At 40.8% G+C, this 16,467-nt stretch carries 16 protein-coding genes; 8 read left to right on the top strand and 8 right to left on the bottom strand.

What is annotated here, in order from left to right; translation table 11 throughout:
- Window positions 1–51: 51 nt before the first annotated feature.
- On the bottom strand, window positions 52–558 hold the full coding sequence (locus H6G32_RS01610) for a YraN family protein (protein WP_190453778.1): 507 nt from the start codon (window positions 556–558) through the stop codon (window positions 52–54).
- Between the two features lie 11 nt (window positions 559–569).
- On the opposite strand from H6G32_RS01610, the gene H6G32_RS01605 reads away from it, so the two are divergent.
- Window positions 570–1,088 carry a pentapeptide repeat-containing protein gene (locus H6G32_RS01605; protein ID WP_375539782.1) on the top strand — a complete coding sequence of 173 codons (519 nt, stop codon included), beginning with the start codon at window positions 570–572 and terminating at the stop codon, window positions 1,086–1,088.
- 94 nt (window positions 1,089–1,182) lie between these two features.
- Here H6G32_RS01605 and dnaG read toward each other — a convergent pair whose 3' ends face one another.
- Window positions 1,183–3,090 carry a DNA primase gene (dnaG, locus tag H6G32_RS01600; RefSeq protein WP_190453776.1) on the bottom strand — a complete coding sequence of 636 codons (1,908 nt, stop codon included), beginning with the start codon at window positions 3,088–3,090 and terminating at the stop codon, window positions 1,183–1,185.
- Window positions 3,091–3,231: 141 nt separating this feature from the next.
- Here dnaG and tftA point away from each other — a divergent pair, with 141 nt between their 5' ends.
- Entirely contained in the window at window positions 3,232–4,584 is a 1,353-nt protein-coding gene (gene tftA, locus H6G32_RS01595; RefSeq protein WP_190453772.1) for a hormogonium tapered terminus morphoprotein TftA, read from the top strand.
- A 7-nt stretch (window positions 4,585–4,591) separates the two neighbouring features.
- On the opposite strand, the gene H6G32_RS01590 is transcribed toward tftA, so the two are convergent.
- Together H6G32_RS01590 and H6G32_RS01585 are read right to left on the bottom strand one after the other, a co-directional pair.
- Window positions 4,592–5,365 (bottom strand): hypothetical protein, encoded by a 774-nt coding sequence (locus tag H6G32_RS01590; protein WP_190453769.1) that lies wholly within the window; start codon window positions 5,363–5,365, stop codon window positions 4,592–4,594.
- Window positions 5,366–5,538: 173 nt separating this feature from the next.
- The gene (locus tag H6G32_RS01585; protein ID WP_190454009.1) at window positions 5,539–5,949 is read right to left on the bottom strand and encodes a hypothetical protein; all 411 of its coding nucleotides are present in this window, start codon (window positions 5,947–5,949) and stop codon (window positions 5,539–5,541) included.
- 501 nt (window positions 5,950–6,450) lie between these two features.
- On the opposite strand from H6G32_RS01585, the gene H6G32_RS01580 reads away from it, so the two are divergent.
- On the top strand, window positions 6,451–7,326 hold the full coding sequence (locus tag H6G32_RS01580) for a 2OG-Fe(II) oxygenase (RefSeq protein WP_190453766.1): 876 nt from the start codon (window positions 6,451–6,453) through the stop codon (window positions 7,324–7,326).
- 350 nt (window positions 7,327–7,676) lie between these two features.
- Here the strand turns inward: H6G32_RS01580 and H6G32_RS01575 are convergent, their stop codons facing one another.
- The gene (locus H6G32_RS01575) at window positions 7,677–7,925 is read right to left on the bottom strand and encodes a hypothetical protein (RefSeq protein WP_190453762.1); all 249 of its coding nucleotides are present in this window, start codon (window positions 7,923–7,925) and stop codon (window positions 7,677–7,679) included.
- 525 nt (window positions 7,926–8,450) lie between these two features.
- Between H6G32_RS01575 and H6G32_RS01570 the strand changes: the two genes are divergently transcribed.
- Entirely contained in the window at window positions 8,451–9,467 is a 1,017-nt protein-coding gene (locus H6G32_RS01570) for a cyanophycin synthetase (RefSeq protein WP_190453759.1), read from the top strand.
- Between the two features lie 202 nt (window positions 9,468–9,669).
- On the opposite strand, the gene H6G32_RS01565 is transcribed toward H6G32_RS01570, so the two are convergent.
- Window positions 9,670–10,020 carry a hypothetical protein gene (locus H6G32_RS01565; protein WP_190453756.1) on the bottom strand — a complete coding sequence of 117 codons (351 nt, stop codon included), beginning with the start codon at window positions 10,018–10,020 and terminating at the stop codon, window positions 9,670–9,672.
- A 588-nt stretch (window positions 10,021–10,608) separates the two neighbouring features.
- Between H6G32_RS01565 and H6G32_RS01560 the strand changes: the two genes are divergently transcribed.
- Window positions 10,609–11,706, top strand: a complete 1,098-nt coding sequence (locus H6G32_RS01560; protein WP_190453753.1) for a tetratricopeptide repeat protein — start codon at window positions 10,609–10,611, stop codon at window positions 11,704–11,706.
- A gap of 6 nt (window positions 11,707–11,712) precedes the next feature.
- On the opposite strand, the gene H6G32_RS01555 is transcribed toward H6G32_RS01560, so the two are convergent.
- Both H6G32_RS01555 and H6G32_RS01550 read right to left on the bottom strand, forming a co-directional pair.
- Window positions 11,713–12,408 (bottom strand): potassium channel family protein, encoded by a 696-nt coding sequence (locus H6G32_RS01555; protein ID WP_190453750.1) that lies wholly within the window; start codon window positions 12,406–12,408, stop codon window positions 11,713–11,715.
- Between the two features lie 137 nt (window positions 12,409–12,545).
- The gene (locus H6G32_RS01550; RefSeq protein ID WP_190453747.1) at window positions 12,546–13,880 is read right to left on the bottom strand and encodes a TrkH family potassium uptake protein; all 1,335 of its coding nucleotides are present in this window, start codon (window positions 13,878–13,880) and stop codon (window positions 12,546–12,548) included.
- Between the two features lie 242 nt (window positions 13,881–14,122).
- Here H6G32_RS01550 and H6G32_RS01545 point away from each other — a divergent pair, with 242 nt between their 5' ends.
- The 3 genes from H6G32_RS01545 to H6G32_RS01535 are packed head-to-tail and all read left to right on the top strand — an operon-like array spanning window position 14,123 to window position 16,399.
- The gene (locus H6G32_RS01545) at window positions 14,123–14,965 is read left to right on the top strand and encodes a methyltransferase domain-containing protein (RefSeq protein WP_190453743.1); all 843 of its coding nucleotides are present in this window, start codon (window positions 14,123–14,125) and stop codon (window positions 14,963–14,965) included.
- Between the two features lie 26 nt (window positions 14,966–14,991).
- Window positions 14,992–15,933, top strand: coding sequence for a homogentisate phytyltransferase (locus tag H6G32_RS01540; RefSeq protein ID WP_190453740.1), 942 nt, complete (start codon window positions 14,992–14,994; stop codon window positions 15,931–15,933).
- A gap of 4 nt (window positions 15,934–15,937) precedes the next feature.
- Entirely contained in the window at window positions 15,938–16,399 is a 462-nt protein-coding gene (locus H6G32_RS01535) for a tetratricopeptide repeat protein (RefSeq protein ID WP_190453737.1), read from the top strand.
- Window positions 16,400–16,467 lie beyond the last annotated feature (68 nt).

Below are 16,467 nucleotides of genomic sequence, written 5' to 3'. Positions count from 1 at the left end.
GCAAAACGACTTGGTAATTAACATATTTTATTTATAACTAATTAACCATTCCTAGCTCTCAGTTGGAGAGTCAAAAGCTCCTGCAATGTATTCTTGTAGCTTAAACTTGTATCCGTCTGTTGATAAACTAGGTACGGTTTTTGAAATATCTGTAACTTCACTCAGCTTTTTGGATGTTCGCTGACAGTAGACAATAGCGACATCGAAGCGGCAGGGGTAATTTGCCTTTTCAGGGTACTGAGCTAAAAATATTCTGGCGGTGCTACAGATTTTCCCTTGCTTTTTCAGGGTGATTGCGCTTCTTCCCCCTGCATCCCAATTTCTGCAACTGCGGGTTTTTACTTCCACAAATGCGAGTGTTGAGTTTTGTGTGCTGTCATTCTCGTCCCCTGCTTCTCCGTTTAGCCCGTGATGTTGGGCAATAATGTCGATTTCTCCCCAGGGACAAGAAAAACGACGGTGCAAAATTACCCAACCTGTAGATTGTAACCATTGGACTACTAGGTCTTCTCCTAATTCACCAATATCAGCATAATGAGATGGAGGAGGGTTAGCCATTTACTAAAAATATGATGAATAATCAGTTAAGCGATGACGATCGCATTTTGTCCAGCATACTCAGTTTATTGCTTTGGGGAATCTTATGCACCACGGCGTTTGTAGGTTTTGCACCAACGGCTTTAGCGCTGGAATACAACAAAGAAATTTTGATTGGGGCTGATTTCTCAGGACGTGATCTATCAGACTCTAGTTTTACTAAAGCTAATCTTCGTCAGAGTGATTTTAGCCATGCTAACCTGCGCGGTGTCAGCTTTTTTGCAGCCAATCTGGAGTCGGCAAATTTAGAGAGTGCTGATCTCACAAATACCACTTTAGACTCCGCTCGCCTGATTAGAGCAAATTTGACAAATGCGGTTTTGGAAGGTGCCTTTGCGGCTAACGCCAAGTTTGATGGTGCGATTATTGAGGGAGCAGATTTTACCGATGTGCTGCTGCGTCAAGATGAGCAAAAAAAATTGTGCAAGCTGGCTAAAGGTACTAATCCCATCACTCTAAGGGACACGCGGGATACCTTATTTTGTCCGTAGGAGATTGAACACTAAACTTACAGCAGTTTTCCGTCAGGGTACAGCATTGCTGTGCCCCTAACCCGTGAGTCTAGTAAAAAGATTAATGCCCAGTCTAGAGCAAATCTGTGATGGAAAACTGCCGCTGTCGATCTAGTTCTTGAAGCCGCATTTTTTCAGCGTAGAACGCCTGATAATATAATTGCCAGCGTTCGGAATCAGCTTCTTGATCAGTTTGTTTCCAGAGTTCCAAAAAGTAGCGAGAGCGATTTTCTCGCATCACCTTTTCCATACAAGCGATCGCAGCTTGAACTACTTGGTTGGTGCGGAGTATATCCTTGTGGGTTTTTTCGCTCAAATGAAATAGATGAGAAATTACACCCAATTCCTCAGCCGATTCTAGGTATCTATCTTGCAGATTTGAGATTAAATCTACCTGTTCCATTTTTAATTGGAAAATTTGTTGCCACAAAAAGCGATGATGAGAAAGGCTAAATTCCAAATTTCGGGTTTCTAGTTCGTTAATAATGGCTTGACGCTGTTCGGGACAATGGAGGTAAATTCGCAGCAATAAAGCCTCTGCTAGTTCTAACAGGCTGCGTTCGGTAGGTACTAGAGATAGCTTGGCTTTTTGTTGCTGCTTGCGGACTGCAATTTTTGAGGGTTGGAGACTAGCAGGTGCAATCTGAGTTAAGAGATTTTCTACTCGCAGGGGTATGAGTCTAGTGTCACCCAAGCTGAGTATTTCGGCGCAGTAGGAAATGTAATAGTTAAGAGTATCTTTATTAGCAATATTTTTGAGTAATTTTACCATTTGTTGGGTGACTTGCTGAAAATCTGTCGCTTGTCTTAAATCGCGATCGCAAATCATCTGCTGAATCTGCCAATCAATCCAGAGGGGAGCATTTGTCAAAAGTTGCTGATAGTCTTCTGGGGTGTGGCTACGCAAGTATTCATCGGCATCTTTGCCATCGGGCAGATTGAGAATTTTTAGCTGGACTTCACCTTTATATGCTAGTTCAGCAATTTCGCCAATTGCTCTTTCGGCGGCATTAGTTCCGGCTTTATCAGCATCAAAGTTGATGACTAATTGTTTGGACTCGGTGTAACGTAAGATTAACCGCACTTGTTCCAAGCTGAGGGCAGTGCCTAGAGAGGCAACAACGTTGGTAATTCCGGCAGCGTGGGGAGCGATCGCATCAAAATATCCCTCAACCACCACCGCTTGATCGAATTTGGCAATTCCACCTTTAGCTTGATCGAGGGCAAATAAAGTTTTACCTTTACTGAAAAGCTCAGTTTCTGGTGAATTTAGATATTTAGGCTGTTCATCGCTGAGAGTTCTACCACCAAAAGCAATCACTCGTCCTTGAACATCGCGGATAGGAATCATCAGGCGATCGCGAAACACATCATAATAACCGCCCCCTTCCTTGCGAGGTTTAATCAATCCCGCTTTTTCCACCAGTTGCACTGGATAGTGTTTATCTTCCACCAGATAGTGATAGAGGGTTTCCCAACCGGTGGGAGCATAACCCAAGCCAAACTGCTGAATTGTTTCTTCTCGCAATTGGCGATCGCTTCGCAAATACTCCAGCGCCGTTTGTCCTGGGGATTGTCTCAAAGCGTGTTGATAAAATTGTGCCGTCGCCGCCAGAACCCCATATAATTGCTCACGTAAAGACAATTGACGTTGCAATTCTTGCCGTTGTTCAGGTTCCAGGGTTTGCACAGGCACTTGGTAACGCCGCGCTAAATCCAACACAACTTCAGCAAACTGTCGCTTACCCAAATCCATCAAAAACTTAATTGCATTTCCCCCAGCTTGACAGCCGAAGCAAAAGTACATTTGCTTGTTCTGACTAACTGTGAAACTGGGGCTTTTTTCATCGTGGAAAGGACACAAACCGACAAAATCCTTTCCACGCTTGCGTAAAACTACGTATTCTGAGACAACATCGACAATATCAGCCCGGAGTTTAACTTCCTCAATTGTGTCTGGGTGCAAGCGGGGAATTAGCATTCTAGTTGATTCATCAGTTATCTATCCGTAGTAAACGCTGCCTTGCGCTTACCAACTGATCGCTATTATATTCTTGTTGCCCAAACTAGACATATATATGGAATTGCTGACCCTGAATTTTAATAACAGGAAATACTGAAGATGGGACGTATTTTTATTTCAGCGGCTCATGGAGGCAAAGAAGCAGGGGGAACAGATCCAGGCTCAATAGCAGGTGGGACAACCGAAGCCAAAGAAATGATTTTGCTGCGGGACTTGACTGTCGCCGAACTGAGGTCGCGTAATTTTGAAGTTTTGGCTGTTCCCGATGATCTAAGTGCTGCCCAAACCATTGCCTGGATTAATTCTCGCGCTCGTGCTACTGATGTGGCGGTCGAAATTCACTCTGATGCCGCTAACAGTCCTACAGTGCGTGGTGCTAGCGTCTTCTACATTGCCAATAATAATCAGCGCAAGAACAATGCTGAACTGTTGCTAGTGGGACTTTTGAGACGCGTTCCCCAGTTACCCAATCGGGGAGTCAAGCCGGATACAGATAGTGGCTTGGGTAGTTTAAAATTTTGTCGTCAAACTGCGATCGCCTCTTTGTTAGTCCAAGTAGGCTTTCTCAGTAGTCCCGAAGATCGCGCCTTATTACAAACACGTCGCCGTGATTTCGCTTTGGGAATTGCCGATGGGCTAGCCTCTTGGAGTCGGGTAATTGACCCCAGTCCGGGCACTCCCCCAGAACCTAATTATGATCCCATCAGCATTAATATTAACGGGCAAAATTACCCTGAAAAAGGGGTATTGATTAATGGTAATGCTTACATCCCGATTGATTTAGTTGATCGCTTACGGATTGACCTATCAAAAGCCCCTGATGTCCGTCGTATTACTTATCGCCAAATAGTTTATATCAAAGCTATTGAACTGCGAGATTTTCACGTTGCTATCACTTGGGATAGTGCAACTCGCACTGTCAACTTACGCTCAATTTTGACAGTTTGCTCCGCACAAATTGACCGGATTCTCTCTAATGGCAATACCTCAGAAGTGCAGTTGCAATTATTCCTGAGAAATAACAATGAAAATGCTCTTGTGAATTTTCCCGACCTACCAAAACTCTATCGGGAAGAAGCCGCTATTGAGGGGATAAACCATGATATTTCTTTCTGCCAAATGTGTATAGAAACTGGATTTTTACGCTTTGGTGGTGAAATTAAACCAGGGCAAAATAACTTTGCAGGTTTAGGCACAATTGGTGGTGGTGCAGAGGCCGCATCTTTTAAAAGCGCTAGACTTGGAGTCAGAGCGCACATCCAGCATTTGAAAGCTTACGCCAGCTTAGAACCTTTGGTACAGGAAGAAGTAGATCCCCGGTTTCGCTTTGTTACACGCGGTATTGCCCCATTAATTGATCAGCTATCAGGACGCTGGTCAGCGGATTTAGAATATGGAGCTAAGATTACAGCAATGGTCAAACGATTATATGAATCAGCAGGAATGCTGTGAGTATTGATTAGGCAGTTTTGAAAAATCTGATAATTTCCCGGACATGATCGAGGAATTGCCCATCGGTAGAAAGTTGGGCGATCGCATTTCTGGCTTCCCGTGACAGCCGCTCATGTTCGGTTTGATTTGTCGCACGTAATTCTTCTAAATTAGAAACTATCCGGGCTAACTCTCTGCGAGTTTCTTCAGAAAAGCGTTGTTGAGTCACTGGTAATGAATAGGGCTGTTCTAAATCAAGTTGGTTCTCTAAAGATTGAATTTTTTGTTCCAATTGGTTGAAGCGGCTGCGAAGTTCAATAATATCTTCGCGGGGATAGGTAAATTCTTGGCGAATCATTGCCAACCTGGCGTATAAATATTCATAGGCGCGGATAGCTGGACGGAGGATGGTTAATAATAAAGCCGCACCAGAAGTTATATAACCCACAGCACTAATACCACTAGCAGCCAGAGTATAAAGACCAACCGCTGAGAATAAGTGTAAGGCAATGGCAACCCAGAGCGATCGCTTTGCCAAAACCTTGACATATCTCACTTGTTTCTCATCCACGGGAATGCCTTTTTCCTCTGATTGCGCCGCTTCCGCTAAGACTTCTTTAGCCTGGAAATGCACATTCCACGGTACGGTAACAATTACCAACAACCACCAAAAACTTGCGCCACCAATCACCCAGTCGAGGAAATTGCCAGTAGGTATGTGGAACCATTGCAGGATACCAAAAGCTAGCAGTACTGTAACCACGATTCCCAAAATGGAACTGATGAAAAAGTTGATATACATCTTGTTCTATCTCCGGTAAAATTATTACCCTGATCATGGCTGCGGATTAGCAGTTCTACTTACACACCTGTGATGGTTTTTCTAGTAGCACATCTCAGCTACAGCATCAGATAGCTGGGGGTTAGCAGTAATCCCAAAATGCTTGTGCTAGTTTTTCTAGTAGCACAACTCAATTACTCTATTAGATAGCTACGCCAAATTGCTTGAGTATTTTGACTCCCCTGTTCTGGATATAGCAAGCGCCAAGTTTTACGTTCTCGCTGAAGTTGCAAGTAAACTTCAAAGGCTTTTTGCGGTTGCGTCAAGTTTCGTTGTTTAGGTAATTTTAAAACCAGATCGTAAGTTCCCTGAACCTTGTAGGACAAAAGGTTTTGTATTGTTAGGGGTTTTTCTTGGGTAATTGATAGCCGCTTAATGTCAAATCCTCGGAACTCTATATCCAGCTTTTGGCTAAGTTGCTGTTGGGTTTGTTCTAGTTGCAGTGCGATCGCTTTTTGCACCAACTCGCTACTCGGTACTAGTGAAACACTGCCACAATTGGTCAATAACACCAGCAAAATCATCGTAAAAACGAGCCGTACCATGCTTTTCATATACTACTCTCCAGCGATAGTATAGCGGTAGATAGTTTAAATTCTCTCATCCAACGATGTGAAAATAGACTATTGGTGTTGATAACCAACTTTCTTTATGCAAACAAACTATGCAGACTTCTATCGATTTGAATTGACTACTTATCTTTAGAACTAATAAAAAGATAAAGAATTTTTCACTAAAGTGTAAATTTTTATTGACAATTTTAAATTACCAGTATTTGCCCAAATCTATGACTAAAGAAGGATAGTAAAACTCCTAGTAGACAGTTATCTTAACGATGGTTTAGTTAATACTTACCTACGCAATAACTCTAGGATCTACAGTTAAACGCCAGAAAACGATGATTAATTGGGATTCTAGATTTTAAATTATGGAAAACTAGTTGCGGCTATTTGTGGTTTTGATACACTGATGGATTAATGGAGTTTACACTAATTGTAAATCTAATTTTTTTGCGCCAAAATTGAAGGAGTGAAGAGCAGAAACTTATGTACTCATTGCTACAAAAAACCCAAAATAAAATCCTGAAAAAGATTTATACAATTCCATTTTTAGAATATCAATCAGAGATAGCTTATCAAATAGCAGCAGCAAAACATACTCTAAATTTACCTGTAATTTCCAGCACTGACCTAGATTTAGTAGAGAGAATAAGACAGTCAGGAGTTGTAATTACTTCATTAGAAGAGTTGGGAATTTCATCTACTCCTCAATTACTCCAGGCAGCAAAAAAACTGATGTCAGAAATAGCAGAAACTGTTGCTATGTCTAAAAATGAATTTGCAATTCATGCTAGTTCCCAGCAAATCATGAAATATCCAGCAGTCTTTTTGTGGGGGCTAGAACAACGTCTACTTAATATTGTAGAAAATTTTCTTGGTCTACCAGCAGCCTATCATGGCGCATATTTTCGTAGAGACATCGCCAATAAGGTAGAGAAAGGGTCAAGGTTGTGGCATCTAGATAAAGAAGCTCGAAAAGTAATCAAAATTATAGTTTATTTACATGATACAAGTGAGAACCAAGGCCCATTTCAATATCTTCCCCAATCTTTAACTTCAAAAATAGCTCGCTCTCTCAAATATACATCAGGCTACATTTTAGACAAAACCATGCAAGAGATTATATCACCAGCAAATTATAAATCCTGTATAGGATCGGCTGGTACAGTAATATTTGCTGCCACTAGTAATATCTTCCATCGAGGCAGCATTCCTATAGCCTCAGATCGATTTGCCGTCTTTTTTGATTACACTCCAAGACTAAAAAATTACTCATTTTATGGATCATCTTCCTTGCCACATACAGATTTACTCTTACTGGCAAAAAATCTTTCAGAAAAACAAAAGCGGTCTATTTTTTAGTAACAAAAGTCTAGGTAGCACTACGGGGATAGGACTATTGAATACAAGGCGGAAATTGGTAGATGGTTATTTTATCAAAATTCTCAAACAGTTAAGTATTACTGAAAAACCGTTTAACCAGTTAAAATACATGGTTTGTGCAGTTTTTACTGAAATATAAAGATTTTCTCTTTTTCCCTCCACCTGCGCGGAGCACAATCGCACTTTTAACACTATGCTCCGCGCCACACTGCACTAAATTGTCAATAGATTGCACCCCTAATACCCTCGCAAACGCCTCAGCTTTTTGAGCAGGCGTTTCGCTATCGCAGCACTCTAGTATCAAGCGATCGCTAAATATCCCAGAAAATTTAAATTACAGCTTCTTCAGGTTTATGATCAAAAACAACCTCAAAACAAGCATTAGGTGTCTCTTGGCGTAGGTGTCTCATATAACCGTCAGCATCAGAACGAGTGCGGAAGCGAGCAACAATCACCCGTTCGGCATTGGGAACTACACGAGCAATAGCCCAACCATTCAGACGCGCTTTGTAGGCGATCGCCTGATTTTCTAACTGAATTTCTGATTTTGGTTCTTTGTAATCCGTATTTTGTGGCATGATTATGTTATCCGTATGTACTTGTAGTAAACGGCGTTAATGAGTCTCTTCGGGGGGATGCACTAGCGCCTTTGCAATTGATGATGCCACCTTGTTATTACATAATTTATGAATTGTCAATACTTAGTGCTACAACTTAGCGCCAGCTAAACAGTACATCTGAGGCGAAGGTTATTTGCAAAGTTGACGGTTACACAAACTAAGCCCGCAAAACAAGGGCTGAAGACAAATGGTTAACTGGTACTGGTCTTGTCTCCAGGTATACCGATGTGTAAGGAATTTTCCCAAACCCTACTACAGGCATTCGTGCCTTTCTCTAGTTAGTAGAGTAATTGTTTTAGAGTGATTAAAATTTTCAAGAATTATTGAGATATTTGAAATGAACTAGCCCTCATTTTTGCAGATATTTTCTGGTAGCTACAAGAATATTTTCCTGGTGTAGCCCTCTAACATTATACCATCTTGACCATTTTTTGCAAATTAGTTAAAATTTTTTGGCGTTAAAATTACACTCGGATAATAAAAATGTCATTAGTGACATCAATGCTTCAAAAAATAGCCCCTCAAATAGGAGCAGTAGTTGTAGTAGAACCTGAATATAAATTAGTGGGGCATATTACATTTAAAAATGGCAACAAGGCAGTCTTTAGCACGACTAAACTAAATATTAATGGCTTCGGTTCAGCAGAGTTAGCAAAAGATAAAGCTTATTCTAACTTTTTTCTCAAACATTTTGGATATAGAGCGACGGAAGGACAAACATTTTTTAATGATAAAATATGTGCAAGGATAGCTAATCCCCGGAATATTGATGATGGATTTAGCTTTGCTAAAGAAATAGGATTTCCGGTAATTGTCAAGCCACTAAATCTCAGTCAAGGACTATTAGTAAGCAAAGTCTACAATCAAACAGAATACTATGAAGTAGCTGAGAAAATCCTGCAAATTAACTCAGGATTAATCGTTGAGCGGTTCTATAGTGGTAATGACTATAGAATTGTAGTATTAGATAATGAAATTATCGCGGCTTATCAAAGAATTCCCTTATCTATCAAGGGAGATGGTAAATCTACTGTTCTAGAACTTCTGGAACAAAAGCAAGAAAATTTTCTCAAAACTGGGAGAAAAAAGCTTATAAATGTTGAGGATTTCCGCATTCATCAAAAATTACAAAGGCAGGATTTAAATTTTAATAGTGTTATCCCCAAAAATACTATTGTCTATCTCTTAGACAATGCAAATTTATCTAGCGGAGGGGAAGCAGTAGATTTAACCGAGAGTATTCATCCTGACTTTCAGAAATTAGCAATAAATATCACAAATGATATGGCCCTGAGACTAGCAGGTGTGGATATTATTAGCAGTGATATTACTCAGTCAATGGTAGACTACACTATCATTGAAATCAATGGTTCTCCTAGCTTATCTCACTATGCTGCCAGTGGTGAAACTCAAATTAAAAGAGTAGAAGATTTATATCTCAAAGTTCTCAAAGCGCTTGAAAATCAGGTAAGTAGAGATGAGATACCAGCCACCCCATAACCTACAGCAGTTTTCGGCTAATTAGACCACTATAGAGACGTTGCATACAGCGTCTCTACACCGGGAAAGAGTTTCTGTTGTGTGGTTCATTTACCTGAAAATATCTCTAGGAACGGGAACGCTTACCGCGCAGCGTCTATCAGAGAAAATAAGAGAAGCAGATTAACGCAAAATACTATTTATTTAAGAGATAGGATAAACATCACCAATTTTTACCTAATAGGGATTCAAATTCAGCTTGTAAACCCTGGATATCGGCTACCCTGGCTACTAGTAAATTATCCCTACCAGCATCAATTAAACGTGCTTTCCAATAGTTAACGCTCTCTGAGTTATTTAACCAAAATTGAACTACTGTTTCTATTACTTGATCTAGATTACCACCCCAGGTTGTTGTAACTGATTCTACAGATCCTAAAAATGCATCCAGTGTACAAATATGCGTTCCTAGATATTCCACGCATTGGGGCTGTGGTGTTTGCCGAATTTGCTGTTGGTGATTAAAAAAGTACAAAACTGGAGATACTCCAACAATATCAAAAGTGTACTTCATTTTAGTTCTCCCAAAGATTAATTCAGTTGTATCGAAGCTTAAGTTTTCACTAAAACTTTTTTCTGAAATAGTACTTAATTCTCTCTATACAAAAAAGTAGAATTTTAGTCTATGTCATAGGTCTTTAACTTTAGTCAATAATTAGCACTTGCAAGGGGAGAGTGCTAATTTTTATTTAGTTGTTGAATGTATTATTCAATATTTTCAGGCATTACTTAAGAACTATATGTTATTTTTAATAATTTCTTAATGATTGCGCTTACTGTTGGCACAGGTGGAGTGGCTGCTTTTTCTAGTAAAGGTTGGCGGAAATAAACCACCTATTCCCATTCACACAATATCTTGGGTGATGCCGCGCTGCACACCGAGTTTACCCATCTAACCAGTAGATTTTAGATAACTTTAATGAAACCCCACGGCAGCGGAGTCTTTAAGAATGCCTAGTAAGCAAAGGCGGAGTTAGATTAGGTGCTTGAGTGGTACTAGCCGAATGGAAACGGGGTTGGTTTAGTAATTTTGAGGTTTTAATTTATTTAATGGGTACTCTGACTTAGTAAGGAGTTATCTATAAGTAGATGTCTGATACCCATGGCTAACAATATTCAAGCCTATCAATGGTTAAGCGGTGTGTTTAAGGTGGCATTTGGCAGAAGTACTGCTCGGCAAAAGCCCCTGTTTGGATTGCTGTTTGCTTCCTCGGCGTTTTTGGTGTTGGCTTTACCAACAATTACTGATTTACCAGGAAGTAAAATACTGGCACAAAACCTGGTTTCTCAGGATCTCGAAGCAGCTAGCTTTTTCCAGCAGGGAGTTATGCGCTATAACCGTCAAGACTTGCAGGGTGCAGAATTTGCCTTTCGCAAGGCGTTGCAACGAGATGGCAATATCGGGGCGGCACGAAATTATTTAGGCAATATCCTCATGCAGCAAAATCGCCTAGATTTAGCTGTGCAAGAATATGGCGAGGCGGTGAGACTGAGTCCCAATCTTGGCGAGGCTTATTATAATTTAGGGCTAGCGTTGCAGCGACAAGAACAAAAAGAAGCAGCGATTACTGCTTACCGTCAAAGTTTGGTAGTAAATCCCACAATGGCAGCAGCTCACTACAATTTAGGGTTGCTACTACAGCAACAAGGACAACTAGAGGATGCGATCGCCTCCTATCAGCAAGCAATTAATTTAGATAGCAGTAATGCCAATGCTTACTTTAATTTAGCGATCGCCCTACAACGGGAAGGTAAAATAGAATCTGCGATCGCGGCTTATCGGCAAGTCTTGAAGCTAGATCCTGAAAATGCTTTAGCCTACAACAACTTGGGGAGTTTGATGGTAATTCAAGGTCAAGCCTCTGGGGCTATTTCCCTTTACCAACAAGCTATTCGCCAAAATCCCAAGACTGCCTCAGCTTACTATAACTTAGGCGTGACTTTATACAATCAAGGCGATCTGAAGACAGCCAGCAGAGCATTAAACCGTGCCAGCAAAGTATACCGTGAGCAAGGCAATATCGAGCAAGTTGAGAAAGTTGACCAGCTAATACAGCAAATTGACCAGCAGAGAGCAAAAAAGCCACCCCAAGCTAGTCAAACAGTTATTCTTGTTGCACCTGTTACGGTTGAACAACAGCCAACTCAACTAACAGTTCCTAATGCAACCCTAGATAAAACTGACACTAATGATCAATAATCGAGGTTAAATTGGCAAGCGATTAATATCTCTGTTGCAGCCAATAACTACCATTACCGAACCACGTTCTAGACGCTTAGTCGGGTCAGGATTAATTTGAAATTTACCATCCTGACTCACCGCCAACACATTTAAACCATAACGGTTACGAAGTTGGATTTCGGTGATGGTTTTGCCCTGAAATTCATCAGGAACAATCAACTCTACAATGCTGTGATCTGGGTCGAGGTCAAATCGCTCTAGAATTGATGGTTTGGTAAGTGTACGTGCTAAGGCAGAACCCGCTTCATACTCAGGAAAAACTACATGATCTGCACCGACTCGCTTTAACAGCTTGCGGTGAACCTCACTAGATGCTTTAGCAACTACGTGGGGTACACCACCCTCTTTCACATTGAGAGTAGTAATAATACTTTCTTGAATATAATTACCAATCGCTACAATGACGGTATCAAATTCAAAAATACCAGCTTCTTTAAGGGCGGCTGGTTCGGTTGAGTCTAGTTGCAAGGCATGACTGACTATTTCTTCAGTTAATGCTTCGCATACCCGCTTTTCATCAATATCTGTGGCTAGGACTTGATAACCTAAATTATGCAGTGTAGAAGAGACAGATCGACCAAAACGACCTAACCCAATTACGGCAAATTGCTGGTTATCTTTACGTAAAGTGCGAAAAAAATTTAATGATGAAAGGTTCATAATTTACTAGTCATTTTTTGTTTGTTATTTAATTTTCCATTTTATAATTTTGATGGAAAATTTGCAAATTAATGCTGTGGAAACTTGATATCTTTTTCTCAATCTATATTTGTCATTTTTTCCCCATGTCTGCTGAATTATCCTACTAGTAAATTTTCTTCAGGATAGTGAATTCTAGTGGGACGGGGGTCGCCTAATATAGCTGACATAAATAATAAAACACCAACTCTCCCAATATACATTGTGATAATTAATATCAGCTTTGCTGCTATAGAAACACTACTAGTTATGCCTGTAGAAAGACCGACTGTAGCAAAGGCTGATACCACCTCAAATAGAATTTGAATAAACTCCAATTTGGGATCTGTGAGACTAATTAAAATCGTTGCCAGAATTACGGTTGCTATTGAACCCACCAATACCCCAACAGCTTTCAAAATTAAGGATATTGCTATCTTGCGATCATATAGTAAAACTTCTTCTTTACCCTGGAGTATTGCTTTTGTACAACTGGTAAGAACTCTCAGGGTTGTTGTTTTTATCCCACCTCCCGTACCACCTGGACTTGCACCAATAAACATCAAGGCAATTGTAATAAATAAACCAGCATCGGTCATTTTTCCAATATCAATGGTGTTAAAGCCAGCAGTTCTAGGCGTAACTGATTGAAACCAAGCTACTAATAACTGGTCACGTAAACTCAAAGAACTAAATGTTTCAGGGTTCCTGAACTCTATACAGAAAAATGCAATTGCTCCTAGCAATAAAAGTATTATGGTTGTGCTAGTAGCAACTTTAAAATCTAGGGAAAAAACTAAAGCCTGTGTCTTTTTTTGTAGGCGATCGCGCAGCCAAAGGTAAATATCTAAAATTACCTGATAACCAATGCCACCAAATATAATTAATCCTGTAATCGTCGCAACGACTAAAAAAGATGATTGATAGCCAATTAAATTGTCTTTAAACAGGCTAAAACCCGCATTATTCCAAGCATTAACACTATGAAATACTGCCAACCACAGTCCTTGGTTCCATCCATAATCGGGAACAAAAGCTGGTAGTAATAACAATATTCCAGTGATTTCAAAAATCATAGTTGTAGCAATGATTGAGCGGATAATTTGAGCGCTACCACTCATTCCTGGTCTATCTAAAGCTTGTTGAATTGCTACTTTTTGCCGTAGATCAAACCTCCGTCCAATTAACAAAATTAGAAAGGTGGAGGTTGTCATGTAGCCCAAACCGCCAATTTGAGCTAACAGTGCAATGAACAACTGACCCCAAAAAGAAAAAAAAGTACCAGGATCAACTACTGATAAGCCTGTAACGCAAACTGCCGAGGTAGAGGTGAATAGTGCCACAATCGGGTCATTCCACGTACCACTGCTAGTTGAGAAAGGCATCATCAACAGCATGGTTCCCACCAGGATGACAGCCAGAAATCCCAAACAAATCGTGCGAGCAACAGTCATAAATAATTCAAAAGTGAAAATTTTAAATTGCCCAAACCACCTGTAGCAACTATTATGACTGCTTGTTCGATGCAAATTCTGGGTTTTAGATTTGCTCAGGATCAAGTTGATAACTTTTTGCCAGCAGGGTAGACCAGGGTTTGCTTTTCCTGGAAGTAAAAATAGCCTGATCTAATTAAAAACACACATGGTAGCCTACCAATATGTTTTTTTATGCAGCTTTGTCTTAATCTGGTGGATTCATGAGTGCAACGCTTTACCAGCAAATTCAACAATTTTATGATGCTTCCTCTGGTCTATGGGAACAGATTTGGGGTGAACATATGCATCACGGCTACTATGGCCCAGACGGTACTCAGAAAAAAGACCGTCGTCAGGCGCAGATTGATTTAATCGAAGAACTGTTGAACTGGGCTGGGGTAGAGGTAGCAGAAAATATCTTAGATGTGGGTTGTGGCATTGGCGGCAGTTCTCTCTATTTAGCAGAAAAATTTCATGCTAGAGCCACAGGAATTACCCTGAGTCCGGTGCAAGCGGCTAGAGCCACAGAAAGAGCTATAGCGGCTAATTTGAATGATAGAAGTCAGTTTCTGGTGGCTAATGCTCAAGCAATGCCCTTTGCTGACAATTCTTTTGACTTGGTTTGGTCGCTAGAAAGTGGTGAACACATGCCAGATAAAGCCAAGTTTATGCAAGAGTGCTACCGGGTGTTAAAGCCTGGTGGGACTTTGATTATGGTGACTTGGTGTCATCGACCAATTGATCAGTCTCCGCTGACGGCAGATGAGCAAAAGCATTTGCAGGATATTTATCGGGTGTATTGTTTGCCTTATGTGATTTCTTTGCCAGAGTATGAAGCTCTAGCTCTTCAACTTCCGTTACGCAATCTCCGCACTGCTGATTGGTCAACCGCTGTGGCCCCTTTTTGGAATTTTGTGATTGATTCGGCTTTCACTCCCCAGGCATTTGTGGGGTTACTGCTTTCGGGTTGGAGTACAATCCAAGGGGCGTTGTCTCTGGGGTTGATGAGTCGGGGTTATCAATCTGGGTTGATTAAATTTGGTTTGTTATGTGGCAGGAAGTAAGTAACGAACCGCAGAGAGGATAAAGAATGAATCAGTTTTCTGGACAAAAGTCTTCTAGTGTTCGGGCTAGTTGGCTTGATAGTTTTTGGAAGTTTTCCCGTCCGCACACGATTATAGGCACGAGTCTGAGTGTGTTGGGTTTGTATTTGATTGCCGTTGCTGTATCTTCAACAGAATTTTCTAGTATTCATCTAGAACAACTTTTGGCAACGTGGATTGCCTGTTTGTGTGGCAATGTCTATATTGTGGGGTTAAATCAATTAGAAGATATTGAAATTGACAAGATTAATAAGCCTGATTTACCACTAGCATCTGGAGCTTTTTCCCGCCGCACTGGACAATTAATTGTCATCGTTACTGGGATTTTAGCGCTAGTTTTGGCTTGGCTATCTGGGCCTTTTTTGCTGGGGATGGTGGCTATTAGTTTGGCGATTGGTACGGCTTATTCTTTACCCCCGATTCGCTTAAAACAGTTTCCCTTTTGGGCGGCATTGTGTATTTTTTCTGTGCGGGGGACAATTGTAAATTTAGGGCTGTTTTTACACTTTAGCTGGGTATTGCAACAAAGCCAAGCAATTCCGCCTGTGGTCTGGGTGCTGACTTTGTTTGTTTTGGTGTTTACTTTTGCGATCGCTATTTTTAAGGATATCCCCGATATGGAAGGCGATCGCCTCTACAATATTACTACTTTTACTCTCCAACTTGGGGCGCAAGCAGTGTTTAATCTGGCGCTTTGGGTGTTGACTGTCTGCTATTTAGGGGTAATTCTCGCTGGTGTACTCCGCATTGCTGACATTAACGCCGTATTTCTGGTGATCACTCACCTGGTATTGCTGGTTGTGATGTGGTTACAAAGTTGGTCGGTGAATTTGCAAGATAAAAGTGCGATCGCCCGCTTCTATCAATTTATCTGGAAACTCTTTTTCCTAGAATATCTAATATTTCCCATTGCCTGCATTTTAGCTTAAAATAATGTCAGAAAGTCTGCCCACAAATGATATCATTGCAATTCTTGTGGTGGGTTCCAGTCTCGCCATTCTCGGTTATTTTGGTTGGAAAACCTTGATCACATCTAATTTGTACCAACAAGGAGTCAAGCTTTATCAGGCAAAAGATTACCAAGGTGCAGAAGCAGCTTTTAGAAAAGTCATTGCTATCAACTCTACTAATGATGTGGTACGCTTACTTTTGGGAGATATTCTCAATCAAAAAGGGCAAATAGAGGAAGCTAAGGAATTGTTCTGCGAAGTAATTAGCCGCAGTCCCAAAAATGCTGATGCTTACTTGCGTTTGGCGAATGTTCTCATGCAGCAAGAAAAGCCAGCAGAAGCCAGAACTAACCTCCAACAAGCTAAAGAATTATTCCAAAAACAGCGCAATCCTCAAAAAGCCCAGCAGCTTGAACAAATTCTCCAAGAAATTAGCAAATTGTAGTCAGATGTTCTTGAAAGTCTCTATGAGTCATGTTGACCAAATTTTAGATTCCGCAAGGGGCGGGGCTT

Origin of the sequence: Cylindrospermum sp. FACHB-282 (assembly GCF_014697195.1) — a bacterium.
Classification (GTDB): domain Bacteria; phylum Cyanobacteriota; class Cyanobacteriia; order Cyanobacteriales; family Nostocaceae; genus Cylindrospermum.
This window is presented reverse-complemented; position numbering and strand designations above follow the sequence as displayed.